Source organism: Halomonas sp. FeN2 (assembly GCF_020595105.1).
Taxonomy (GTDB): domain Bacteria; phylum Pseudomonadota; class Gammaproteobacteria; order Pseudomonadales; family Halomonadaceae; genus Vreelandella; species Vreelandella neptunia.
On the sequence record NZ_CP074200.1, the window covers coordinates 1,024,297 to 1,047,270 of the forward strand.

Consider the following 22,974-nt stretch of genomic DNA (forward strand, 5'->3'; position numbering starts at 1 on the left):
CATTACAGACCTTCCCACATCATTAGCGCCGCAAGTACTAAGGCAAGCAACATCATCAGCCCACTGACATGGTGACGCAACCAGGACTCCGTCGACAACAGGCGAGTTAAATGGCCCATTAATATCTCTTCAGTTTTTTGTGCGCTTGCCACGCTCGCCGCTTTAAGCTTGGCGCAGTAGTGCCCAAGCCGTCGTATCGGCACCAATGCAGCGTCGACCACCCCCGCATAGAGCCACCATAGATCTCCCGCGGGGAGGGATTTACCCTTAAGCGGGCGCGTTAATAGCCAGCCCACCCCGGCGAACAGTACCCCCACCGGGAATGGCCACATAATCCCCAACCACTCTTTAAGCGGCGGCATCTCGATACTGCCCGCAGGGAGGGGAAGCCAAAGTGGCGTTAACAGCGCTGCCGCCATGGCAACTAACCAGGCGCCCCACTGCTCTCGGTTACTGCCTCCTTTATGGCGCTGCTGCCACTGACGCCATAAAGCAACGCTTACCAGAGCCGCGGTGCCAACAGCCGCCCAACTGAGCAGTTTGATTAACGATTCATGATGCATTTCGTAGAGTGGACTCTTCACCCCCCACTTGCTGATCATGCCCGCCCCAATGGCGCCAGCTAATGATATTCCCGGCAGTGCCAGCAAAGCCCAGACCAACGGCAGCGGCCACCGGGGGAGATGTTCACTGATACTGGTGCCCAAAAACAGCGAACCCTTAGCCAGCGCGTGATGGGCAGCAAACAGTACCAAGCCTGGCCACAGCAGCGGCCACACGTCTGGCGCGACTAATCCCATGGCCACCAAAGCAGTCATCATGCCCATCTGGCTGATACTGGAGTAGGCTAAAACGGCTTTAGGGTGGCGCTGAAAAACGCCATACAGCGCGGCGCCAAACGCTGCCGCCAGCCCTGCAATTAACATAATGCGGCCAAACTGAGCTAATGAGGCTGAAACCTGCTCACTCCCTAGCGGCAGCACACTGATCCAGCCCAGCAGCCCCGCCTTAATCATCGCTCCGCTCAGCACCGCGCTGGCTGGGGCCGGGGCCACCGGGTGGGCTAACGGTAGCCATACGTGCAAGCCAATGACACCGGCTTTCACGCCAAAGCCCAAGCACAGCAAGGCGGCCATCCATGCGCCTTGTTCTGCAACTAAAATGCCTTCACGCAGGCCTTGCAGCGTAAGCGTATCCGCCTCGCCGGCTGCCCATAGAAAGCCACCTATAATGAGTCCTTCGCCCACCACGGCTAACATCAAATAGGCCTTGGCCCCCAGCCGCGCCTCCTCGGTACCGCTATGCACCACCAGGGCGTAGGCGGCGAAGGTCATCAGCGCAAAGCCTAGATAAAAACTGGCAATATCCTGGGCAATAATCAGTAATACGTTGCCAAGCAGTGTCAGCGGCCAAAGCAGCGCTAAGCGCAACAGGCGTCGCTGAGCATCCTGATCACCCTTCTGGGCCTTCGCCTGTTCCGCCGCAAAATAGCCCCTTGCGTGAATGGCTGCCAACCCCCAGAGCAATGCGGTAAACGCAAGCCAGGGGCGGCTTAGTGAGTTAAGCGCCCATTCGCCACCCAGCATCCAGGCATCCATCGTCCACTGCGCTTCACCGCCGTAGGCTAGCAGCAGGGCTGGCCAAGCGGCGCTTAGCCAAAGTGCTGAAAAATAGCCCTGCTGCGCAGCGGGAGCGAGGTAGGCGCTCCATAGCGTCCAACCGATGACGACCAGCGGCCAAAGTAGCGCCAGGGCAAGTAGCATGGTCATCATGGGAGATACTCCCCATTGGCTACTCGAGCCGCCCAATCCAAGGGGCTAAAGGGGAGCCCGGCAAACAGCCCGGCCCCCAAACTCACCAAGGCGGTAAACACCATCGGTAACAGCAGCCAGCTATGGGTTTCAAAACGGCCTAGACGTTGCTCTTTGGGCCAACTGCCTTTGCCATGGGCGGGCCCTGAACGGAACCATAAACGGTGCACAATGGGCAAAAAGTACATGGCGTTGAGAGTACTGCTGGCCACGAGCACGGCGACGACCCAGTACATCTCGGCTTGAATCGCGCCAACGCCGAGGTACCACTTGGTAATAAACCCCGCCACGGGAGGAAGGCCAATCATGCCAAAAGCGCCGATGGTAAACGCAATGCTGGTCAGCGGCATGCGCTTGCCTGCACCGTCCATTTCATCAATACGATGAATCCCCAGCTCTTCGGCATAGTTGCCCGCACAGAAGAATAGCGTAACCTTCATTAGGCCCTGGTGCAGCAAGTGCGCTAAAGCACCGACGGTGCCGAAAGGGCCAAACAGGCCTATACCGAGAATGACATAGGAGACCTGGCTGACGGTGGAAAACGCTAGGCGGGGTTTCAGCTCCTCTTGGGCAATGGCCCTTAACGAGCCATATATAACCGTAATCGAGGCCGCTACCGCCAGCGCGGTAATAACACCGAGCTCCACGCTCAGCTCAATGCCAAACAGATCGTAAACGACCCGCAGAATCCCGAAAGCCCCCGCCTTCACCACCGCTACCGCGTGTAGCAGCGCACTCACCGGCGCGGGGGCGACCATCGCCCTGGGTAGCCACCCATGCAGAGGTACCATGGCCGTTTTTACCGCCAACCCACCCACAAGCAGGGCAAATATTAGCGTTAGCAAACCGCGATGATCGTTTAAATAGTCGCCCAACCCCTCTTCTGAGGAGAATGACTGATCCCCGGTTAGGCTATATAGCAACACGGTGCCCAGCAGCAGTACCACACCGGCGCTTAAGGTGTAGCGCAAATAGACGCGTCCCGCATCGAGTGCTTGCCGGGTACCGTTGTGAACCACCAAGGGGTAGGTGGAGAGCGTCAACATTTCGTAGAAAATCAGGAAGGTAAACAGATTATCAGCCAGCGCAATGCCGATCGTGCTCGCAACGCAGAGGCTAAAAAAGCCAAAAAAGCGCTTCCGATTAGCTGAACCTTCCAAGTAGCCAATGGCGTAGATGGTGGTGCATAACCACAGCAGTGACGATAGTCCGGCGAACATCACCCCCAGCGCATCGCTGCGCAGCACAAAATCGACGCCACCGATCACTTGAAAGCTAAAAATATCCTCATGTCCCGCGGCGACCCGCCTGACCATAAGAATAACCAGAATAATCTTAACCACCGCCGCCGTAAGGTTGATCGTCGTGCGCAGTCGGCGGGCATCTTCCGGCAACGCAAAGATAATCACCACTACCAATAGCGAAGTGGCCAGAGCAGTCAGCGGTAACCAGGCGGCATTCATGGGCTACCTCCATGCATCAATTCCAGCGGGAAATGCGCCAATAGCCCTAGAGCGAACGCAATTAGAGCAAGCGTTAGGGCGATCAGATCCATGCCCGGCGCCAAGGGTTGATAGCGATGGCGGGGGGCCGTCTCATCAAAACAGTAGCGAAACAGGCGGAAAATATAGGCGGCAGTGAGTAGCGTACCGATCAATAGCGCGGCCACCGCCCACCACTGCTGGGATAGCACCATCGCTTGTAGCAGCAGCCACTTGGCAGTAAACCCAGAGCTGGGCGGCAGCCCCATCAAAGTAATGGAGGCAATACCAAACACTAATAGTGAAAGCGGCAAACGGCGGCTGGTACCGGCCAGGCCTTTGAGCGTACTCTCCCCGGTGGCCAGTATCAGGTTGCCTGCGGCCATAAACATGGCAGCTTTAGCAAAGGCGTGGCCCATTAACTGTAGCCAGAACCCTTCCCAAGCCAAAGCGCGGGTTAGCGGGGCAATATCCGGCCCCAGTAGTAGCGGAAAAGCCACCATCAGGTAACCCAGTTGACCTACGGTAGAAGAAGCGACCAGGGTTTTAAGTGAATCGGTACGCCACGCAAGTAACCCGCCCCATACAATCGCCAGCAGGCCTAACCAGGCGATAACACGCGGGGCGTAGAACGTATCGGGGAGCAGAATGCTCCACAGCTGCAGCAATATAAACAGCGACGCTTTGATCACCAGCGCTGCATGCAACGCGCTCACCGGTGTCCAGGCATTCTCGTGGACAGGAGTCAGCCAGGCATGCAGTGGGAACAGTGCGGCTTTCAAGGCAAGCCCGGCGCCTATCAATGCGGCGGCAAACCACGCCACCGGCCCAGGCTCGACGACCTCAGCCAAGCCCTGCAAATCCAACTGCCCCCAGTGGCCCAAAATCAGCGCGACCCCGAGTAAATAGGTTAACGAGCCCATCAGGGCCAAGAGCAAATAGCGCATTCCCGCCACCAGCGCGGCTACCTTGCCCGATAGCATCAGCATCCCGACCGCCGCAAGGCCCATCAGCTCCAGCCCGGCATAGAGGGTCAACAGGTCAGTGGCCAACCAAATTAACGAAAGCGCACTCAGCACTACGCCCATCAGCGGCCACAGCCAGCGTGCCAACGGCCCGGTTTCGCTTAAGCGCAGATACCCTGGTGTATAGATCGCTGCCGCAACGCCAATCACCTGAGTCATTAATAGCAACAGCACGCTCAGCCCGTTTAAGCGCAGCGACAGCTGAACGCCTGCTATGTCCCAATGCCAGCGCAGTAGTCCCGCTTGATCGTAAGCAGACAGCAGCATTAGCCCAGAAGCCAACACCGGCACACTCGCCAGCACCACGGGCCACGCCCGCTTAGGGGGGAATAGTGCCGCCAGCATGCCCAGCAGCAGGGGTAAGCCAAGCGCCACTAATAGCGCCCAGTGGGTAGGGAGAAGGGGTTCAAAGGTGCTATCGAAAAGGCCAAAGCGCCAAATCATGTGGCGCCCTCTTCAGTTCGACCGTCACGCCCCAAAGCCTCGACCCCTTCGAGATGCAAAAGCTGCCGAATCAACAGCGCGCCCAGCATTGACCCCAACCAGGCGACTAGCAGCCCTACACTAATTAGTGCCTGAGCAGTCGCCGAGGTGCCTGCCACGCCAGCCAGTAGTATAAATACCGCCGAGCCGAGCAGATTAAACGCCAGCAGCCGACGCAGCAGATGACGGTGTAGCGCAAACGCCCCTAAGGCGGTAGCGGCAATCACTACTCCAGCAACAAGCAGCGGATGCTCTGAAGGTGCATACGCCATATCGGCGACGACATAGCGAATCGCGGCGCCGACCATGACAAACCAAGCCAGTGCCAACAACACCCGCATCGCCACCCGCGACCAAGGCTCGCTGAATTTATCGCGCTCTAAAGGTGAGGAAGCGCCGGGTAAGACATGGCCCAGGGCATAAAAAAAGCAGGGCCCGGTTAACCCTACCCCTAGCACCAGCTCGACAGCCGCCAGCCAGGGGGCACCGAGCTGCCACCAGGCCGCAGTCATTGCGGCCGTAAAAGCCACAAAAAAGTAGCAAGCGCGCACCAAGTGGCGGTCAAACAGGCACACTTGCGCTGATGCCGTGAGGAACAGCGCCAGCAGCACTTCTATTGCGTCAAAAGATTCTATTGCATCAAAGGTGGCTGTCATTCGTTTTCGCTACATCCTTGCATCGGTCACGAATAGGCGCTTAGTTTAGGCGAGAACTCAGCCACTTGCCGATATCATTCACCTGCTGGGGGCAGAGCGCATGGGCCATGGGGTATTGACGGTAGTTGACCGCGTAACCCATCTCTTTCAAGCGGTCGGCTCCGCTACGACCCAGGCTTTCAGGCACAATGGGGTCAAAGTTACCGTGCTGCACTTCTATAGGGATTTGACGATTGGCTTCCGCCAGGTCGATATTGTCCGCGGTCGCGAAGTAGGTCGACATGGCCAATAAGCCCCCTAGCGGCGCGGGGAAAGTCAGCGCGGCGTGGTAGGCAACAGCACCACCCTGCGAAAAACCCGCCACAATAATGCGTTGGCTATCGATGCCCTGGTCGATCTGCTCTTGAATCAACGCCTGGATTCGCTCAGCAGATTTCTTGAGCTGGATCTCATCGACCCGACGTCCCAAATCCATGGCCAAAATATCGTACCAAGCGGGCATCACCATACCGCCATTGATCGTCACCGGCAGCCGAGGCGCATGGGGCATGATAAAGCGTACGTGGGAATCTTTAGGCAGCGCTAATGCGGGTACCAAGGGTTCAAAATCGTGCCCATCCGCGCCTAAGCCGTGAATAATAAACACACAGGCATCGGCGGGTTGACCATCTTTCGGCTCAATAATCAGTTCGCCAGGAGCAGTCATGACATCGTATTCCTTATTCAAAAAGGGCCACCCTAGCGCAAACCCGCGTTAACAGCGAGCCATGGCATGCTTAAAAAGGTCACGCCACGCTTAAAAGGGCCACACGAGGGGAATCAAAACGAGCGCTATGGCACCCGTCAGTATATTTAATCCACCGCCCAAACGTAGAAAATCGCTCACTCGGTAACCGCCCGGGCCATACACCATCAGGTTGGTTTGATAGCCGATGGGGGTTAAAAAGCTCGCCGAAGCGGCAAACATGACCGCCACAACATAGGGCATCGGGTTCACGCCCAAGCTTTCCGCCGCGCTCATCACCACCGGAAAAATAATCACTGCCGCTGCATTGTTGGTCACCAGCTCGGTGAGCAGCGCCACCACGCAGTAAGTGCCTACTAACAGTAGCAAAGGGTTCCCAGCCACTAAGGTGAGCACTCCGCCGGCCATTACCTCGGCAGCACCAGAGCTCTGCAGCGCGGCCCCCACTCCAAACGACGCGGCAATGGTAAGCAACACCTGGGTATCCAAGCCACGCTTGGCGGCGCCCACCGAACAGCAGCCCGTGAGTAGCGCCAATGCCGCCCCCAACATGGCAGCGTTGAGCATACTCAGCACCCCGAAGGCGGCAAGCAGTACGGCGCCTAACAGCACTCCCCACGCTAGCGGCGCTTTCTCATGGATCGGCCGCGCCGCGCCATTCAACTCACTAATCAGCAGGAAATCCCGCGACTGGCGGTGCCGCTCAATAAAAGGCGGCCGCGCCTCCAGCAGCAGCACGTCGGCGGGCTGCAGCCGCACTTGGCCAAGATTGCCCTTAACCCGTTCGCCGCCACGGCAGATCGCCAGCACGGCTGCCCCATAAAGGGTTCTAAAGTGGCCATCGCGAATACGCTGGCCAATAAACTGGCACTGATTGGAGACCACGGCCTCGACCAAGCGACGCTCTTTGAACTCTTTCTCCAAACTGGAGGTACCATCTCGGGAAGGAATTAAGCCACGAATTTGCTGCAACTCCACCGCCGCATCAGAGGTACCTGCAAACACCAGCCGATCGCCACCTTTTAGCTGCTCGCCAGGCCCAACAACGCTAACCACGTTGCCTGCACGCTCAATCTCGACCAGAAACAGCTCCTGCAGGTGGCGTAACCCCGCCTCTTCAACGGTGCGATCCACCAGCACGCCTGCCGGGTCGACTTCCATTTCGATAGTGAACTCGCGAGGGTTGGCAAACGCATTGGCCAGCCCTTCCCTAGCGGGCAACAAACGTGGCCCTAACAAGACTAGATAAGCAAGTCCTGCGATGGCCACCGGAACACCTACCCAGGCCAAATCCAACAGGCCCATGCCAAGCTCCGGGTAGCGTTCCAGCAGCAGTCCATGTACCACTAGGTTAGTGCTGGTACCAAAGAGCGTAATGGTGCCACCAAGGATAGAGGCGAAGCTGAGCGGCATCAGCAACCGCTGGGGAGACAAGCGCAGCCGACGGCTCCAGCTCATAACCGCGGGGATATAAGTAGCAACAACCGGAGTATTGTTAACGAAGCCGCTAAGCGTGGCCACGGGGAGCAGCAGGCGTACCAGCGCGCCTCGCTCGCTTTTAGGCCGCTTGAGTACATAGCGAATAATCAGATCGATGCCGCCGGTTTCGCGAATGCTGGCCACCAGCACATACATAAACGCCACGGTAAACAGGCCACTATTGGAGAAGCCCCCCAGCGCCTGCTGTGGGTCAATCACACCCAGCGTCATCAGTAAAACAACCGCGCCCAGCAAGATAATATCCGGCCCCAGGCGTGAAAAAGCCATCAACGGAAAGATGGTGAGCACCACCCCGACCGCTATCCAAGCATCCAGCGACATAACTACGACATCCTTAACTAATAAGCATGGCGGTATTGTGAAGCCAATCTTATATTCTAAAAAGTTATTTTTAGAAACATTTAAAGATCGAAATGGAATATGGTGTGAGGTGTGAGGTGTGAGGTGTGAGGTGTGAGGTGTGAGGTGTGAGGTGTGAGGTGTGAGGTGTGAGGTGGGCTAAGTTTAGGTTACAAAACCTAAAAAGCGAAAACCCCGCGCTTGGCGGGGTTTTCTGGTCAATCAACGCTAAGCGGTGATTGCTAACATCTCAATACTTAAGAATTAACTTAAACTACTTTGATGTTAGAAGCCTGAAGGCCTTTTTTACCCTGTGTGACGTCGAAGGAAACCTTCTGGCCGTCTTGCAGAGATTTGAAGCCTTCTGCCTGAATTTCTGAGAAATGCGCGAACAGATCGTCGCCATTGTCGTCAGGAGAAATGAAGCCGAAACCTTTAGTGTCGTTGAACCACTTAACGGTACCAGTTGCCATGATCGAAATCCTCGATGTTGCTAATTAAACCGGGAAATACCCGAATTGCAGTGGGTATAACAAGAGACTTTCACCAGATTTAACGCTAGAGGCGCTTCTATACTGCTGACAACGTTCGACTTGCTAACCAACTGTCACCATTTTGCGCTGATCCACCCTCCCGCGTCAACACCCTTATAAAACGTTGATTAATAGATCTAAACCTCACGCCTCTCAGCCAGTATCCAACCGGCGGCCTTCTCGGCAATCATCAGCGTCGGAGAGTTGGTGTTGCCGCTGGTGATGGTCGGCATAACGCTGGCGTCAGCCACTCTTAGCCCGCGAATACCGCGCACTCTCAGCCGTGCATCGACCACTGCCATCGCATCATCTTCCTGGCCCATACGTGCGGTGCCCACCGGGTGGAAAATAGTCGTGCCGATATCACCAGCCAGCCGGGCTAACTCATCGTCGCTTTGGTACTCGAGGCCGGGTTTCACCTCTTCCGGCGCGTATTTGGCAAACGCAGGCTGCTCGGCGATACGCCTTGTCACCCGCAGAGAATCCGCCGCCACCTTGCGATCTTCAGGGGTGCTCAAGTAATTGGGAGAAATCGCCGGTGCCTGGCGCGGGTCGCTGCTTTTAAGTCGCACGGTGCCCCGGCTGGTAGGGTTCAAATTGCAGACGCTGGCGGTAATTGCCGGGTACGGGTGCAGCGGCTGACCAAAGGCTTCCAGGCTTAGCGGCTGCACGTGGTACTCAATGTTGGGGTGCGGTTGATCCTGCGTACTGCGGGTAAAAGCCCCCAGCTGCGAAGGCGCCATGCTCATCGGCCCGGAGCGTTTAAGCAGGTACTCAAGGCCAATTCCCGCTTTACCCCACAGCGTGCTGGCGATGGCATTGAGGGTTTTGCCATTAGTAATCCGATATATCGAACGAATCTGCAGGTGATCCTGCAAGTTCTCGCCGACGCCCGGCAGCTCATGCACCACCTCAACGCCGTGCTCACGCAGTGTCTCTGCGGGCCCCACACCGGAAAGCTGCAGCAGATGCGGCGTACCAATAGCGCCGGCGCAGAGCACCACCTCTGCATTGGCCCCCTCCTTGCTCAACATAGCATGTTGGGTTTTGCCCCCACGCTCTACTTCTACACCCGCGCAGCCTAGTGCGTCCGCTTGCTCAAAGAGCAGCCGATTGACCTGGGTGGAGTGCCATAGCGTGAGGTTTTTGCGCTTGAGGGCGGGGCGCAAAAACGCTTTGGCGGTATTCCAGCGCCAGCCCGAGCGCTGATTGACCTCAAAGTAGGCCACGCCTTCGTTAGACCCGCGGTTAAAATCGTCGGTACGCGGAATACCCGCCTGCACGGCAGCTTCGGCGAAATCATCCAGCACCTGCCACTTAAGGCGCTGCTTTTCGATCCGCCACTCCCCACCGTGGCCGTGAAAATCCCGGTGCTGGGCGTCTGCATCTCCGCCCTCGTCCAGACGGTAGTGGTCTTCATGTTTGATAAAGTCGGGTAGGCAGTTCTCCCAGCGCCAGGCGTCGTCGCCTGTGACTTCCGCCCAGTGGTCATAGTCACGCGCCTGGCCGCGCATATAGATCATGCCGTTGATGCTAGAGCAGCCGCCCAGGGTTTTCCCCCGCGGGTAGATCAGCGAACGTCCGTTGAGGCCTTTATCGGGCTCGGTGCGAAACAGCCAGTCGGTGCGTGGATTATTAATGCAGTAGAGGTAGCCCACCGGAATATGAATCCAGTGGTAGTTATCGCGACCGCCCGCCTCTATCAGCAGCACCTTATTATTGGGATTAGCACTCAAACGATTTGCCAGCAGGCACCCCGCGGTGCCTGCGCCGATCACGATATAGTCGAAGTGACTGATATGGTCGACATTGTTATGGGTAGATTCTGACATTGGTTGGCTCCGGTAACGTTTGGTCGCTACTTCGCCGTGGGCATTACAAATTCAGCCCCGGCATCAATCGAATCCGACCAGCGCTGCATAATCGACTTCTGCTTGGTGTAGAAACGCACGCCCTCCTCCCCGTAGGCGTGGGTGTCGCCAAACAGCGAACGCTTCCAGCCACCAAAGCCGTGCCATGCCATGGGCACCGGAATGGGCACATTGATACCCACCATGCCAACCTGAATGCGGCGGCCAAACTCCCGCGCCACCGTACCGCTTTCGGTAAAGCAGCTAACGCCGTTGCCAAACTCGTGGTCGTTAATCAACTGGATCGCGGTGGCGATATCCGGCACCCGCACGCAGACCAGCACCGGGCCAAAAATCTCCTCTTTGTAGATCGTCATCTCGGGAGTGACATTGTCGAACAGCGTGCCGCCCATCCAGAACCCGTCGGCGCACTCATCTCCTGCAGTAGAGGCGTCAAAGGTACGGCCGTCGACCACCAGTTCAGCGCCTTCCGCCACGCCTTTTTCGATATAGCCGCTAATCCGCTGATGAGCCTCACGGGTCACAATGGGGCCCATTTCCGCATCAAGCTGCATGCCATCTTTTACTTTTAGCGCTTTGGCACGTTCCGCCAATGCCGGGACGACCTTATCCGCCACATCGCCGACCAACACCGCCACGCTAATCGCCATACAGCGCTCACCAGCCGAGCCATAGGCGGCACCAATCAGCGCATCGACGGCTTTATCCAAATGCGCATCCGGCATCACTACCATATGATTTTTGGCTCCGCCCAAGGCTTGAATGCGCTTGCCGTTGCGCGCTCCGCGCTCGTAGATCAGGTTGGCAATTGGCGTTGAGCCTACAAACGACAGCGCCTTAACATGCGGATGGTCGATCAGAGCTTCCACGGAGTCTTTATCACCCTGCACAACGTTAAACACGCCATCGGGCAGGCCTGCCTGCTTTAGCAAGTCAGCCATCAGCAGCGAAGCACTGGGATCAAGGGGGCTTGGCTTCAAAATAAACGTATTCCCCGCCGCAATTGCCAGCGGGAACATCCACATCGGCACCATGGCTGGGAAATTAAATGGCGTTATACCAGCCACGACGCCTAACGGCTGGCGCATCGTCCAATTATCAATCCCGGTACTCACCTGCTCGGTGTAGTCACCCTTTAACAGCTGCGGAATTCCACAGGCAAATTCGACAATATCGATACCGCGGGCCACTTCACCCTGGGCGTCGGTGAACACCTTGCCGTGCTCTTTGGTAATCGCTTCCGCTAGCTCATCTTTATGCGCGTTTAACAGCTCTAAAAACTTGAACATTACCCGGGCACGGCGGATCGGCGGAGTATCGGCCCAGGCGGGAAAAGCGGCTTGTGCAGCCTCTACCGCCGTATGTACGTCCGCCGGGGAAGCGAGCGATACACGGCCGGTAGCACGGCCAGTGGCGGGGTTAAAGACGTCCTGGGATTGAGCAGATTCACCAGCGGTGACCTGGCCATTAATAAAGTGCTGAATCGCTGTTGTTGTCATGGGAGTACCTAGTTAAGAACGCATGTTTAAAGTGTGTGCAAGAAGCTTACTTTCAGCCTAGCCTACTGAGCCTAGCGAGCGGATCAATTGAGTTATTTAAAAGCCAGTTATAAGATCTGCTAATATCACGACGAGTATTTGAGGCTAATCATGCAAGAATACGCCACCCTGCGCGCCTTCGTGGCCGTTGCACGAACGGGCAGCGTGTCACGCGCCGCAGAACAGCTCCACCTGACCCAGCCAGCCATTAGCCTAAAGTTGAAGCAGCTGCAGGCGAATTTAGGCCTTACGCTGTTTAGTCGCCGTCCTCAGGGCCTAGCTCTGACGCCTGATGGCCACGCTCTGCTACCTGCCGCTGAAAAAGCCCTGGCCAGCGCCCAGGCGTTTGAGCAAACCGCCGGAACACTGCACAGCACGCTGCGCGGCAAGCTCTCAATCGGCACCATCGTCGACCCCGAATTTCTGCGTCTAGGCGCATTTTTGAGCCGATTGATGGCCCGAGCACCGCAGCTAGAAACCGAACTTCACCATGGGATGAGCGGCAGCGTGCTTAATCGCATTGAACAAGGCGACTTAGATGTGGGGTTTTACCTGGCGCCGCCTGGGCAAGGCCCTGGAAAAGACCATGAGGCGCTGGCGTGGCGTGAGCTAACCCATTTTGTTTATCACGTGATTGCCCCAGCAGGCTGGGAAAATCGACTCATTGATACCCGTTGGGAGCACTTAGCCACGCTGCCCTGGATTGTTACGCCACAGGATTCTGCCCACCACCGGCTGTTAAAGCAGGCGCTGGCACCGAGCGGCGCAGTTCCCAACCGGGTGGCCCAGGTGGATCAGGAGGCCTGCATGCTTGACCTGGTGCGCGCAGGCGTTGGCTTAAGCCTGGCCCGGGACGCCCTGGCGATGACCGAGCGCCAGGAGAGCGGCTTGGCAGTGGCGGAGAATATTCGCCTGCCCTGCGCGTTAAGCTTTATCTGGCGGCATGAAAGCACCAACGAATCGACTGTCAACGCTGCGCTCAGTACGCTGGATGAGGTATGGCCCCAGCGTCTAGGCTAAGCCATAAAAAAAGGTTGTGACAAAGGGGCTGTAAGGAAAGGGAACGCCAAGCGACTAATCAACTCCATAATGGACAGTAACTCGCCCCTCCACCGGAGTACTTGCAATGATCCGTCTGTCCCCTCTTCGTCCATTCACGCTTGGCGTATTGGTGGCCGCTGGCCTAGCCAGCCCTTCGCTTCAAGCCCAACCCTCCCAAGAGCAGCCCTCTCAAGACCAGCCCTCGCAACAACAGAGCAGTGCGGAAGCTACCTTTGCCGGTGGCTGTTTCTGGTGTATGGAACCGCCCTACGATAACCAACCCGGCGTCACTGCCACCATTTCCGGCTATATCGGCGGCGAGCTTGAGAACCCCAGCTACGAAGATATCACCCGAGGTAACACGGGCCACGCCGAGGTCGTAAAGGTCGAGTACGATTCTGAGCAAATCAGCTACGCGCAGCTCTTAGAAATCTTCTGGCGCAACATCGACCCCTTTGCGGTCGACCGTCAGTTCTGTGATGTGGGCGACCAATACCGCTCGGCGATCTTCTATCACGACGAAGCCCAGCGTGAACTGGCCGAAGCGTCCAAAGCCGAAATGGAAGCGCGCTTTGACCGGGAAATTGCCACCCAAATAGTACCAGCCACTACCTTCTGGCCTGCAGAGGAGTATCACCAGGACTATTATCAAAAGAACCCCGTGCGCTATAAGTTCTACCGCTACAGCTGTGGTCGCGACGGACGCCTGGAAGAAGTGTGGGGCGAAGAAGCCGGAGGGCCTTCGTTTGAGTAGCAGGTGTTACGACTTAAACATTGATTAGACTAATTGGTTGAACTGTTTACTTTAATCACTGCCGGAAAGGGAACACCAATGTTATGCATGGTCGTTCATTTTGTACTACAGTGACCTTACGCAAGAAATAGACCGGTTGGTCTATTAGGCATCCTGGAGCTGGACGCTGTGACCCCACGTTGATCAATAGATAGGAGATCTTATGAGCAACAGCATCAAGACGATCAATCCCACCAATGGTGAAACCCTCGAAACCTATGCGCTAATGAGCAGCGCGGAAGCCAAGCAGGTAGTGGACGCCTGCTACGAGGCGTTTCTCGATTGGCGCTTAGAGTCCCTGGAAAGCCGCGCTAAAACGGTTAAAGCCATTGGCCAAGCGATGCAAAAGCATAAAGAAGAGCTTGCCGACCTGATGGTCAAAGAGATGGGTAAACTGCCTTCTCAGGCCCGCCAGGAAGTCGATCTTTGCACCGGCATCTGTGACTACACCGCTGAACATGGCCCCAAAAAGCTAGCCGACGAAGAGCGTCAGCCTGGCAATGGCGAACGCGGTTTTGTGACCTACTCACCGATGGGTGTGATCTACGGCATTCAGCCCTGGAACTTCCCCGCATACCAGGTGGTACGTTACTCAATCGCCAATATTATGGCGGGTAACGGCGTGCTGCTAAAACACGCTGAAAACGTAACTGGCAGCGGCCTGCTGTTGGAAAAGATCTACCGCGAAGCGGGTCTTCCGGAAAACGTCTTCCGTACACTGGTGATCTCTCACGATGTTTCTGATGAGGTGATTGCTCATTCTGCGGTACGTGGCGTAACCCTAACGGGTAGTGATGGCGCAGGTCGCACAGTCGCTGGCAAAGCGGCCGAGCACCTTAAAAAGACCGTGCTTGAGCTGGGCTCTAACGATGCCTACCTAGTGCTCGATGACGCCGACATGGATGTCGCCATCGACACCTGCGTACAGGGGCGCGTCTACAACGGCGGTCAAACCTGCGTCGCGGCCAAGCGTTTTGTGGTCACTGAAAAGAACTATGAAACGTTTAAAAAGCGCTATGTAGAGCGCATGCAGTCGCTTAAAGCGGGTGACCCGACCCAAGAAGACAGCGATCTGGGCCCCATGGCTCGCGTGGATCTGCGCGATGGTCTCCACGACCAAGTGGAAGAGAGCGTGCGCAAAGGTGCGAAGATTCTTTGCGGTGGCGAAAAGCCATCCGGTAAAGGCGCGTTTTACCCGGTCACCGTGCTGGATAACGTGACTCCCGGCCAGCCCGCTTACGACGACGAGCTGTTTGGCCCCGTCGCTGCGCTGATTCGTGCCAAAGATGACGAAGATGCCATGCGCATTGCCAACGACAGCCGTTACGGCCTGGGCGGCGGTATCATCTCTAAAGATGTTAAACGCGCCACCGAGCTTGCCAGCAAGTACTTTGACACCGGCATGGTGTTTATCAATGGCTTTGGCGTTGCTACCCCGGAAATGCCTTTCGGCGGCGTTAAAAACTCCGGTTACGGTCGCGAGCACGGCGGCTTCGGCATGCACGAGTTCGTCAATGCCAAGTCGGTTATTGTCGTTCAAGAGTAAGGCTGTAAGCGCTCAAAATCCTGAGCGATAAGATAGAGCGCCGCTAGCTTTTTATTAAGGCTAGCGGCGCTTTTTTTCGTTGCGTGTCTATTACGAATTCAACTGTTGGTCAGAGGTTCGACGCAGCCAAAGTTTCAGCACAATAGCAATCACCACCCAGGTCACCAACGCCGCAATAACATCATCCAAAACAATGCCAAAACCGCCATGAACATACTCTGCCAGATGAATCGGCGGCGGCTTCAGCGCATCGAAAAAGCGGTAGACAACAAATGCCAGCGCTATCACCGCTGGGTGGCGCGCGCCGGCTAACCCGATTACCGCCAGCGGAAACGCTACATATTCATCGGCAACGATACTGCCATGATCCAAACCGGCGTAGTGCCAGGCAGCGACGTGGCAAACCGGTATCGCAAGTAGCAGCAGCGTTGCCATGATAGCACCTTGCTGACCTAGCGGACGGCTTAACAACCACCACGCCAGAGGGATGCCCAGCAGCGAGCCAAAGGTACCCGGCGCCATCGGCGCTAGCCCCAGCCCAAAGCCGGTAGCTAGCCAAAAATTAACCGTATCCAGCATTAACCCGCCTGCTGCGCTTGACGCTCAAGTTCGTCAGTCATCTCTTTGGGTAAGTTGAGGGCACTACCCAACTGGTCGAGCCAGGCGCGCTCCATGGGGTTTTGATCATCGGTCACGGCCACGCTGATCAGGTACATTTCCCGGGCCGCTTGAGGGGAGTCCGCTTCGCGGGCCAGCGCTTGGGCATCCAGCGGTGCTTTTAGCTGCTGCTCCACCCAGTTATGCATCTCCTGGTCGGCACCCAGGGCATCAATCTGCTCGGTAATCAGCGCCTGCTCCTGCTCATCAATATGGCCATCGGCCCGGGCAGCCATAATCATCGCCTGCAGTAACTCCAGGCTGCGGCGCTCCTGGTACTCACCGCTAAGCGCTTCTACCCGCTCGCCCTCTGACGCATTCTGGGCCGTATTTTGCTGGGCATTGCCATTTTTTGCCGCCTGGGAGCTCTGCCACGCTTTCCACGCCAGCACGCCCACCCCAGCAATGGCGCCGTATTTCAGCGCTTTACCGCCCATGCTGCGGCCGCGTTTGGAGCCGACCAACATGCCCATGGCGCCGCCACCGAGCAGGCTCTTAACATCGAAGCCACTGGAGGAGCCGCCACCTTGACCGCTGCTGCCACTGCCTAGCTGCTTAGAGAGCCCGCTCAGCATGCCTTTAACATCAACACCACTGCCACTGCCGCCCTTCTGACTTCCGCCAGCTTGCTGCATCAGCTGCTGTAAAATTTTGCTTGCGTTCATCCTTGTACTCCTAAGTAGATAGTATCTTCAGAGCTCGTTTGACGATTGAGTCACTTTATAAAACATTCTATATGAACGCAGCATGAACCAGGCCTTGGAGGGAAAACTGCCTGCAATCGGCCATGCGGCGTTAAGCGTTAAAGAAGTGCACCTTTTACTTCCACTGAGCTCCCCTGCCGGCTGGCACGCACGTCTATACGGACTGGCATTTGCTCTTTGAGTTCGCTGACATGGGAGATCACGCCGATCATGCGCCCGCCCATTTGCAGTTCGCTGAGCATGGCGATGGCTTGATCCAGCGCATCCTGATCCAGGCTACCAAAGCCCTCATCGATGAATAGCGTATCCAGTTGAATGCCACCAGCGTACGCCTGTACTACATCCGAGAGCCCTAGCGCCAGCGAGAGCGCGGCCATAAACGACTCCCCGCCTGAGAGTGTCGCTACCGAACGATTCTTGCCGGTGTAGGTGTCGGCCACATCAAGCTCCAGCCCAGAGGCTCTGTTACCTTTGGAGGGATCTTCCCGGCGCACCAACTGATAACGCCCGCGGCTCATGCGTACCAACCGCTCCGAAGCTTGAATCAATACGTCATCCAGCAACACTCCCAGCACAAAACGCTGCAGGCTAATACGGTGCCCCGTACGGCCGTTAGCAACCTCACTGAGCGTGCCCCACAGCTGATACTGGGCTTCGAGCTCTGCCTGCGCCGTGTGGGCAGTCGCAAGCTTTTGACGAATGCCTTGCAGTGTGGACAGCCTTCCATCGAGTCCCCGCCACGCCTCTAGCTGGGTGTTCTCTTCGACCTGGGCCACCTCGGCTAGGCTGGTCAGCGCGGCCATATTTGGCGGCGTTTTTTCCGCAAGCTGGGTTTGGTAGTTCTCCAGCGCGCCTTCAAGCTCGGCCAGGCGGCGTTGGTACGCCTCTACTTGGCGAGTCAACTCTTGCTGCTGGTTATCATCTAACTGCGCAGCCTGAAACGCCGCTTCATCTTCAAAGGGGCTGGCCTGCAGGGCGGCTTGCCACTCAGCTTGCACCTGCTGAAGCGTCTGCTCGCTACGTTCGATTCGCTCGTTCGCACCGCGTAGCTGCTCTTCCGCCCGCGCCAGCTGGGTTTGGCTGGTCGAGAGCATCTGCTGGGCGCTCTCCCAGGCTTTTTCGAGCTGTGCGATCTGGTGTTCAAGCTCAGTGAGGATTCGGCGCATTGCCTCAGGGTCGCGAGCACCTTCAGGCAGCGATTGGCTCAGCTGATCGCGCTGACTCTCCAGGCGCAACGCCTCCTCTTTCGCCCTCTCCACCTCGGGACGATGGGTTTTAAGCTGCTTATCCAGCACGCCCCACTCACGGCGCAGTGCTTCGCGAGCGGTGTTCTGCTGGCTAATCTCACGTTCAACGCTTTCCCGGCGCTGCACTTGGCGGCGCAAGCCTTCGCAGGCATTTTGCAGCTCAGCCAGCGGTTGACTAGCCCACTCGCCCAACTGTTGGGCAAGCCGCTGGGCCTGTTCTGTATTGTAGTTAATCTGCTGAGTGAGCTGATGGTGATGACGTTCGGCACCCTGACGTGCTTGGCGGGCCTGCTCTTGCGCCATCCTGGCTTCTTCAACCTGCGCCTGACTGACCACGTTGGCACTATCAACCGCTGGGGCTGGATGCTCCAGGCTGCCACACACCGGGCAGGGCACATCCTGTTCAAGAGTAAGCGCTAACAGCGCGGCCTGCCCCTGGTGCCAGCGCATCTCCTGCTCAGTGGCGTGGCGTTGCGCGCGCTCTGCTTCGCTTTGCTGGCGGTTGAGTGCCTCCGTCGCCTGCTGCTGTTGCCTGGTTAACTCATGCGCTTGCCGGGTGAGTTCATCCAGCTCTTGGCGCTGGGTCAGCAGGTCGTTATGGCGGCTTAGCTCAGCGGGGGCACTGGCCAGCTGCTGATACTCTGTTTGTAAGCGCTCCAGATTAACGCCGATCGCTTCGCCCTGCTGACGAATGCTATCTAGCTGCGCCTCATCACGCTTGAGCGCACTATCAGCTTGTTGCCAGGTGGCCTGCGCCGTTTTAAAACGCGCCTGCAACTCGCTTAACTGCTGGCTTTTATGAATAAATTCGCCCAATTGCCGATGCCGTTCCCGGAGGGCGGGGAGCTCTGCCTGACGCTGGCGTGCCACTTCTAACGCCTGCTGCGCCTGTTCGGCGTTACTACGTTGTATGGCTAACGCGGCTTGCGCCTGTCGCTGATCGGCCTCGGCGGTGTTCAGCGTCTGCTGCGCTTGGTCTAAGGCAGCTCTCTGTGGGCGCAGCGCCTGGGCGTGAGTGCTTTGCGCTAAGCGCTCCTGAGCGTTTTCTATCTGTGTGTGCTGCTCAAGATGACGGGCTTTATCCGCCGCCAGCCGATCGCGGGCCTCAAATTGACGCTGCAGCGCCAGCGCCTCATCGCGCTGTTTTTCGGCGCTACGGCGCTGCTGCTGCGCGGTTTCAAAGCGTTGCCGCGCTTGGTCTACCTGGGGTGTCAGCGCTTCAAGCTCTTGCGCTAACGCGGCTTCGCTCTCAAGCTCGCCCCCGGCGAGGATGCCACTGATATGCTGGCGATGATCACTCACTGCCCGCTCGATTTGATTGGCCTGGGTTCGCAGACGCTCTTCGATGCGCTGAAAAATCTGGGTTTGAAACAGCTGGGAAAAAATCACTTCGCGCTCTTTGGAGCCTGCCAGCAGCAGTTCGCGGAACTTACCCTGGGGTAGCACCATCACCTGGCGAAACTGGTTGGCATCCAGGCCGATCAGGGTTTGCAGCTCGGCGGTGGCATCGTTGACCTTACGCGCAACCAAACAGCTGTCTACCTCGCCTCCGCCCTTCAAGCGCCACAGCTGGGCTTCAGCATTATGGGTGGTCGTGCCTTCGCCGCGGGCCTTGGGGCGCTCCTGCTGGGGCACCCGGCGAACCCGGTAATCCACGCCGCGCAGGCGAAAATCCAGCATCACTTCCGTTAGCAGCGAAGCATCAGCCTGGTCGCAGCGCATCTGCGCCGGGTCGCGTTCATTGCCCGTGGTTTGGCCGTAAAGCGCAAAACAGATGGCATCGAGAATCGAGCTTTTACCGGCGCCGGTAGGGCCATTAATCAAAAACAGTGGGCTTCTGCCCAGGGCGGTGAAGTCGATGGTCTCACTGCCCGCAAAAGGCCCGAACGCCTGCATGGTGAGGGTTAGCGGTGTCATCCCTGAGCCTCTTCGTCACGGCTAAGCTCGCCTATCAGTTCGCTTATCGCCTCGGTTTGTTGGTCAGTCATGGGCTCACCGCTGGTTTGGGCGAAAAAGTCACTGAACATATCCAGTGCGCTGAACTTCAGCCGCTCTCGGTCAAGCTGCTGATTACCGCGGGCATCCAGCATCCCGGGCTTTTCGAGATGCAGCACGTTGGGATACACCTCGCGCAACTTGCCCATGGGGTCGAGAATGGCGTGGCGATCAGTTAACCGCACCAGCAGGTAGTCATCGGCATTCGCGTCCGTTCGCCCCTGGGCAATTAACGCATCGATCCCGCCCTCCAGTACGCGTACTTCGCGACTGGGAATGAGGGGGATCTGCTCGATCTGGGTGACGCCGCTCGCATCAAGATCCACCAGCGTCACGCCTTTGCGCTGGCTGGCTTCGGAAAAGCTGTACTTGAGCAGCGAGCCGCTGTAGCGAATATGCTCGCCACCGCGGTACTGGGGGCCGTGAAGGTGGCCAAGCGCGACGTAATCAAAGCTTTCCATAGGCTCCCAAGCGACGCTTTCGGCGCCGCCCAGGGTCAGCGGGCGTTCAGAGTCCGAGGCGCTGCCACCATCCACAAAGCAGTGGCTCATCAATATGCAGGGGCGTGTAGGGTGACGCTGCTCTTCGATGCGCTCGACCAGGTAGCGGTGGGCGCCGTCAAAATCGCGTACCTCAACGTTAAACTGGCTGCGCACATGCTCAGGGTCGGCGTAGGGAATGCCGAACACATCGACTTCAACGCCCTTAATCGCCAGCGTGACGGGGGTGGCAAAATCAGCTAAGTCAGAAAGGATATGCAGCCCGGCCTGGCGTAGGTGACGCGCGCCGAAACGAAGCCGCTCGGCGCCGTCGTGGTTGCCCGAGATCATGATCACCGGCAGCTTGCGCTCCTCGCAGAGCGCATGGAGTACCTCATCCAACAGCGTTACCGCCGCCGCAGGCGGCACCGAACGGTCGTAGATATCGCCCGCGATCAGCACCGCATCGACGTTTTCCCGGTCGATAATCTCGATAAGTTGGTCGAGCACATGGCGCTGGTCATCCAGCAACGAAAGGTTGTGGAACAGCCGCCCCAGGTGCCAATCGGCGGTGTGAAGTAGACGCATAACAGGCTCAGCAAAAATAGTGTATCGGCATGATAACAACCCGATACGCTATCTACTCACAAAACTCCATTTCAGCATAAAAAAGCCCCGCACATGGGCGGGGCTAGGCAATGCTATAAAATCTTACTAACGACGGAAGGCGTCAGGGTAGCTGGTGAGGTCAACCCCCCACATAAGTGGCAGCATGAAATATACCGCTGCCACAATCAGCAGCATTGCAATGATGTTGATCCAGAAGCCGGTACGCACCATCTCTAAAATTGTGATCTTACCTGTAGCGAAGATAATCGCGTTAGGCGGGGTACCTACAGGCAGCATAAAGGCACAGTTAGCAGCCATCGCGGCTGGAACCATCAGTACAAAAGGATGGATATCCAGCGCCAGTGCCAGTGACGCCAGCACCGGCAGAATCATGGTGGCCGTTGCGGTATTCGAGGTGATTTCAGTCAGGAACAGCACCATGCCGGTCGCCAGCAAGATTACTAGCAAAAAGTTGACGCCTTCCAGCACGCTCATTTGCCCGCCGATCCACTCCGCCAGGCCGGAAGAGCCAAAGCCTGCGGCAATCGCCAAACCACCCCCGAACAGCAGCAGAATGCCCCAAGGCACATCTTTCGCCACGTCCCAGCCCAGCAGGCAGCCGCCTTTGTTTTTGGAGGGGATCAAAAACAGCAGCAGCGCAGCGACGATCGCGATCATGGTGTCATTGATACCGGGGATATTGATGATCTGCCCCTGCCACAAGAACGAGCGGGTGATCCACATAAAGGCAGCGAACAAAAACACCGCCAGTACCGCTTTCTCTTCGAAACTAGTGTTACCCAAGGCATCTTTTTCTTTGTTAATCAGCTCTCGCCCGCCCGGCAGGTGACTAAACTCGATACGGAAAAATACCCGCGTTAGTAGTAGCCAGGTGCTAAACAGCAACACCAGCACGACGGGAAAAGCAAACATGAGCCAACCGGCAAAGGAGATCTCGATGCCAAACAGTTCATTCACAATGGCAGCGAGAATGATATTCGGTGGGGTACCGATTAGCGTGCCCAATCCCCCAATGGTACCGCCGTAACCGATACCAAAAATCAGCGCTTTGCTGAACTTATCGATTTCGGCACTGTGGTCGCCGTCACTTTTTGCCAGCTCTTGGCTCACCTGGTAGACGATAGCGGTACCAATCGGCAGCATCATCATCACCGACGCTGTGTTGGAGACCCACATGGACAAAAAGCCGGTCGCGGCCATAAAACCAAACACGATGCTATTAATACTGGTGCCCAGCACGGCGATAATCGACAGCGCGATACGCTTGTGGAGATCCCACCTTTCCATTGCCAGCGCGATCATAAAACCGCCCAGAAACAGGAAAATAATTGGGTTACCGTAGGCGGCCGTGACGGTATTGCCATCCAACGCGCCGGTAATCGGTAGTAGCACAATGGGCAGCAACGAAGTCGCGGGGATAGGAATAGCTTCGGTGATCCACCATACGGCCACCCACAGAGTGGTAGCGAGCACCATGCGCCCTTCAAAGCTTAAGTCTTCAGGGTGAAAGAACATCACCACAAAGGCGAACAGCAGTGGGCCAAGCAGCAGGCCAATCTTCTGCGGCGTGGTATAGGCAGGCGGCTTAGGTTGAGGGGAAGGGTTACGCTTGGTATTCGAAGCCGCGGCGTTAGCGGCCCCGCCCGTCGGCAGCGCGCACATCAATAGATTTTTGGCTTGGTAGTGGGAGTGCCATAGCTGATCCCATACCGTCATCAGGGCAGTTTTATGCATACAATGTGCGCCACTTACGGTCAGAGTGAAAAGAACAAATCGAGGATCAACATTCCGATACATATGCCGCATGATGGGCGATACGGAACCTCCTTTGGCGCCCTTTATTAACTGCAATAGGCAATTAGTCCAGTGATTTGCCATTAATTACAACCAAAGTCTAACA

The 22,974-nt window shown here is 57.0% G+C and carries 17 protein-coding genes; 3 read left to right on the top strand and 14 right to left on the bottom strand.

The features are described 5' to 3' along the window. Nucleotides 1–2 precede the first annotated feature (2 nt). From KF947_RS04850 to KF947_RS04890, 9 genes are all read right to left on the bottom strand, one after another. A complete protein-coding gene (locus KF947_RS04850; RefSeq protein ID WP_227405604.1) occupies nucleotides 3–1,772 on the bottom strand; it encodes a complex I subunit 5 family protein in 1,770 nt (589 codons plus the stop codon). Continuing rightward, on the bottom strand, nucleotides 1,769–3,274 hold the full coding sequence (locus KF947_RS04855; protein WP_227405605.1) for a complex I subunit 5 family protein: 1,506 nt from the start codon (nucleotides 3,272–3,274) through the stop codon (nucleotides 1,769–1,771). The genes KF947_RS04850 and KF947_RS04855 overlap by 4 nt, the downstream gene beginning before the upstream one ends. Then, nucleotides 3,271–4,761: a complex I subunit 5 family protein gene (locus KF947_RS04860; protein ID WP_227405606.1), complete on the bottom strand. Its 1,491-nt coding sequence runs from the start codon at nucleotides 4,759–4,761 to the stop codon at nucleotides 3,271–3,273. Before KF947_RS04860 ends, KF947_RS04855 begins: the two co-directional genes overlap by 4 nt. Beyond that, nucleotides 4,758–5,456 carry a hypothetical protein gene (locus KF947_RS04865; RefSeq protein WP_227405607.1) on the bottom strand — a complete coding sequence of 233 codons (699 nt, stop codon included), beginning with the start codon at nucleotides 5,454–5,456 and terminating at the stop codon, nucleotides 4,758–4,760. The genes KF947_RS04860 and KF947_RS04865 overlap by 4 nt, the downstream gene beginning before the upstream one ends. Nucleotides 5,457–5,496: 40 nt before the next feature. After that, on the bottom strand, nucleotides 5,497–6,162 hold the full coding sequence (locus KF947_RS04870; RefSeq protein ID WP_227405608.1) for an alpha/beta hydrolase: 666 nt from the start codon (nucleotides 6,160–6,162) through the stop codon (nucleotides 5,497–5,499). A gap of 90 nt (nucleotides 6,163–6,252) precedes the next feature. Continuing rightward, nucleotides 6,253–8,022, bottom strand: coding sequence for an SLC13 family permease (locus KF947_RS04875; protein ID WP_133729974.1), 1,770 nt, complete (start codon nucleotides 8,020–8,022; stop codon nucleotides 6,253–6,255). Nucleotides 8,023–8,309: 287 nt separating this feature from the next. Then, entirely contained in the window at nucleotides 8,310–8,513 is a 204-nt protein-coding gene (locus tag KF947_RS04880; protein ID WP_035559868.1) for a cold-shock protein, read from the bottom strand. A 197-nt stretch (nucleotides 8,514–8,710) separates the two neighbouring features. Beyond that, the gene (locus tag KF947_RS04885) at nucleotides 8,711–10,405 is read right to left on the bottom strand and encodes a GMC family oxidoreductase (RefSeq protein ID WP_227405609.1); all 1,695 of its coding nucleotides are present in this window, start codon (nucleotides 10,403–10,405) and stop codon (nucleotides 8,711–8,713) included. Between the two features lie 26 nt (nucleotides 10,406–10,431). After that, nucleotides 10,432–11,943 carry a CoA-acylating methylmalonate-semialdehyde dehydrogenase gene (locus tag KF947_RS04890; RefSeq protein WP_227405610.1) on the bottom strand — a complete coding sequence of 504 codons (1,512 nt, stop codon included), beginning with the start codon at nucleotides 11,941–11,943 and terminating at the stop codon, nucleotides 10,432–10,434. A 150-nt stretch (nucleotides 11,944–12,093) separates the two neighbouring features. On the opposite strand from KF947_RS04890, the gene KF947_RS04895 reads away from it, so the two are divergent. From KF947_RS04895 to KF947_RS04905, 3 genes are all read left to right on the top strand, one after another. Continuing rightward, nucleotides 12,094–13,002 (top strand): LysR family transcriptional regulator, encoded by a 909-nt coding sequence (locus KF947_RS04895; protein WP_133729971.1) that lies wholly within the window; start codon nucleotides 12,094–12,096, stop codon nucleotides 13,000–13,002. Nucleotides 13,003–13,108: 106 nt separating this feature from the next. Continuing rightward, nucleotides 13,109–13,777, top strand: a complete 669-nt coding sequence (msrA, locus tag KF947_RS04900; RefSeq protein ID WP_227405611.1) for a peptide-methionine (S)-S-oxide reductase MsrA — start codon at nucleotides 13,109–13,111, stop codon at nucleotides 13,775–13,777. Between the two features lie 202 nt (nucleotides 13,778–13,979). Continuing rightward, entirely contained in the window at nucleotides 13,980–15,362 is a 1,383-nt protein-coding gene (locus KF947_RS04905) for an NAD-dependent succinate-semialdehyde dehydrogenase (protein WP_227405612.1), read from the top strand. 90 nt (nucleotides 15,363–15,452) lie between these two features. On the opposite strand, the gene KF947_RS04910 is transcribed toward KF947_RS04905, so the two are convergent. From KF947_RS04910 to KF947_RS04930, 5 genes are all read right to left on the bottom strand, one after another. Continuing rightward, nucleotides 15,453–15,941 carry a phosphatidylglycerophosphatase A gene (locus KF947_RS04910; protein WP_227405613.1) on the bottom strand — a complete coding sequence of 163 codons (489 nt, stop codon included), beginning with the start codon at nucleotides 15,939–15,941 and terminating at the stop codon, nucleotides 15,453–15,455. Further along, nucleotides 15,941–16,684 carry a tellurite resistance TerB family protein gene (locus KF947_RS04915; RefSeq protein WP_227405614.1) on the bottom strand — a complete coding sequence of 248 codons (744 nt, stop codon included), beginning with the start codon at nucleotides 16,682–16,684 and terminating at the stop codon, nucleotides 15,941–15,943. The genes KF947_RS04910 and KF947_RS04915 overlap by 1 nt, the downstream gene beginning before the upstream one ends. A gap of 137 nt (nucleotides 16,685–16,821) precedes the next feature. Continuing rightward, entirely contained in the window at nucleotides 16,822–19,887 is a 3,066-nt protein-coding gene (locus KF947_RS04920) for an AAA family ATPase (RefSeq protein WP_227405615.1), read from the bottom strand. Next, nucleotides 19,884–21,032, bottom strand: coding sequence for an exonuclease SbcCD subunit D (locus KF947_RS04925; RefSeq protein WP_133729965.1), 1,149 nt, complete (start codon nucleotides 21,030–21,032; stop codon nucleotides 19,884–19,886). The genes KF947_RS04920 and KF947_RS04925 overlap by 4 nt, the downstream gene beginning before the upstream one ends. Before the next feature lie 126 nt (nucleotides 21,033–21,158). Continuing rightward, nucleotides 21,159–22,808, bottom strand: a complete 1,650-nt coding sequence (locus KF947_RS04930) for a DASS family sodium-coupled anion symporter (protein ID WP_227405616.1) — start codon at nucleotides 22,806–22,808, stop codon at nucleotides 21,159–21,161. Nucleotides 22,809–22,974: the final 166 nt, after the last annotated feature.

What these genes read in the sequence shown, in the direction of transcription:
- KF947_RS04850 (WP_227405604.1), bottom strand. Translation starts at nt 1,772, where the DNA reads ATGATGACCATGCTACTTGCCCTGGCGCTACTTTGGCCGCTGGTCGTC.
- KF947_RS04855 (WP_227405605.1), bottom strand. Translation starts at nt 3,274, where the DNA reads ATGAATGCCGCCTGGTTACCGCTGACTGCTCTGGCCACTTCGCTATTG.
- KF947_RS04860 (WP_227405606.1), bottom strand. Translation starts at nt 4,761, where the DNA reads ATGATTTGGCGCTTTGGCCTTTTCGATAGCACCTTTGAACCCCTTCTC.
- KF947_RS04865 (WP_227405607.1), bottom strand. Translation starts at nt 5,456, where the DNA reads ATGACAGCCACCTTTGATGCAATAGAATCTTTTGACGCAATAGAAGTG.
- KF947_RS04870 (WP_227405608.1), bottom strand. Translation starts at nt 6,162, where the DNA reads ATGACTGCTCCTGGCGAACTGATTATTGAGCCGAAAGATGGTCAACCC.
- KF947_RS04875 (WP_133729974.1), bottom strand. Translation starts at nt 8,022, where the DNA reads ATGTCGCTGGATGCTTGGATAGCGGTCGGGGTGGTGCTCACCATCTTT.
- KF947_RS04880 (WP_035559868.1), bottom strand. Translation starts at nt 8,513, where the DNA reads ATGGCAACTGGTACCGTTAAGTGGTTCAACGACACTAAAGGTTTCGGC.
- KF947_RS04885 (WP_227405609.1), bottom strand. Translation starts at nt 10,405, where the DNA reads ATGTCAGAATCTACCCATAACAATGTCGACCATATCAGTCACTTCGAC.
- KF947_RS04890 (WP_227405610.1), bottom strand. Translation starts at nt 11,943, where the DNA reads ATGACAACAACAGCGATTCAGCACTTTATTAATGGCCAGGTCACCGCT.
- KF947_RS04895 (WP_133729971.1), top strand. Translation starts at nt 12,094, where the DNA reads ATGCAAGAATACGCCACCCTGCGCGCCTTCGTGGCCGTTGCACGAACG.
- msrA (WP_227405611.1), top strand. Translation starts at nt 13,109, where the DNA reads ATGATCCGTCTGTCCCCTCTTCGTCCATTCACGCTTGGCGTATTGGTG.
- KF947_RS04905 (WP_227405612.1), top strand. Translation starts at nt 13,980, where the DNA reads ATGAGCAACAGCATCAAGACGATCAATCCCACCAATGGTGAAACCCTC.
- KF947_RS04910 (WP_227405613.1), bottom strand. Translation starts at nt 15,941, where the DNA reads ATGCTGGATACGGTTAATTTTTGGCTAGCTACCGGCTTTGGGCTGGGG.
- KF947_RS04915 (WP_227405614.1), bottom strand. Translation starts at nt 16,684, where the DNA reads ATGAACGCAAGCAAAATTTTACAGCAGCTGATGCAGCAAGCTGGCGGA.
- KF947_RS04920 (WP_227405615.1), bottom strand. Translation starts at nt 19,887, where the DNA reads ATGACACCGCTAACCCTCACCATGCAGGCGTTCGGGCCTTTTGCGGGC.
- KF947_RS04925 (WP_133729965.1), bottom strand. Translation starts at nt 21,032, where the DNA reads ATGCGTCTACTTCACACCGCCGATTGGCACCTGGGGCGGCTGTTCCAC.
- KF947_RS04930 (WP_227405616.1), bottom strand. Translation starts at nt 22,808, where the DNA reads ATGCATAAAACTGCCCTGATGACGGTATGGGATCAGCTATGGCACTCC.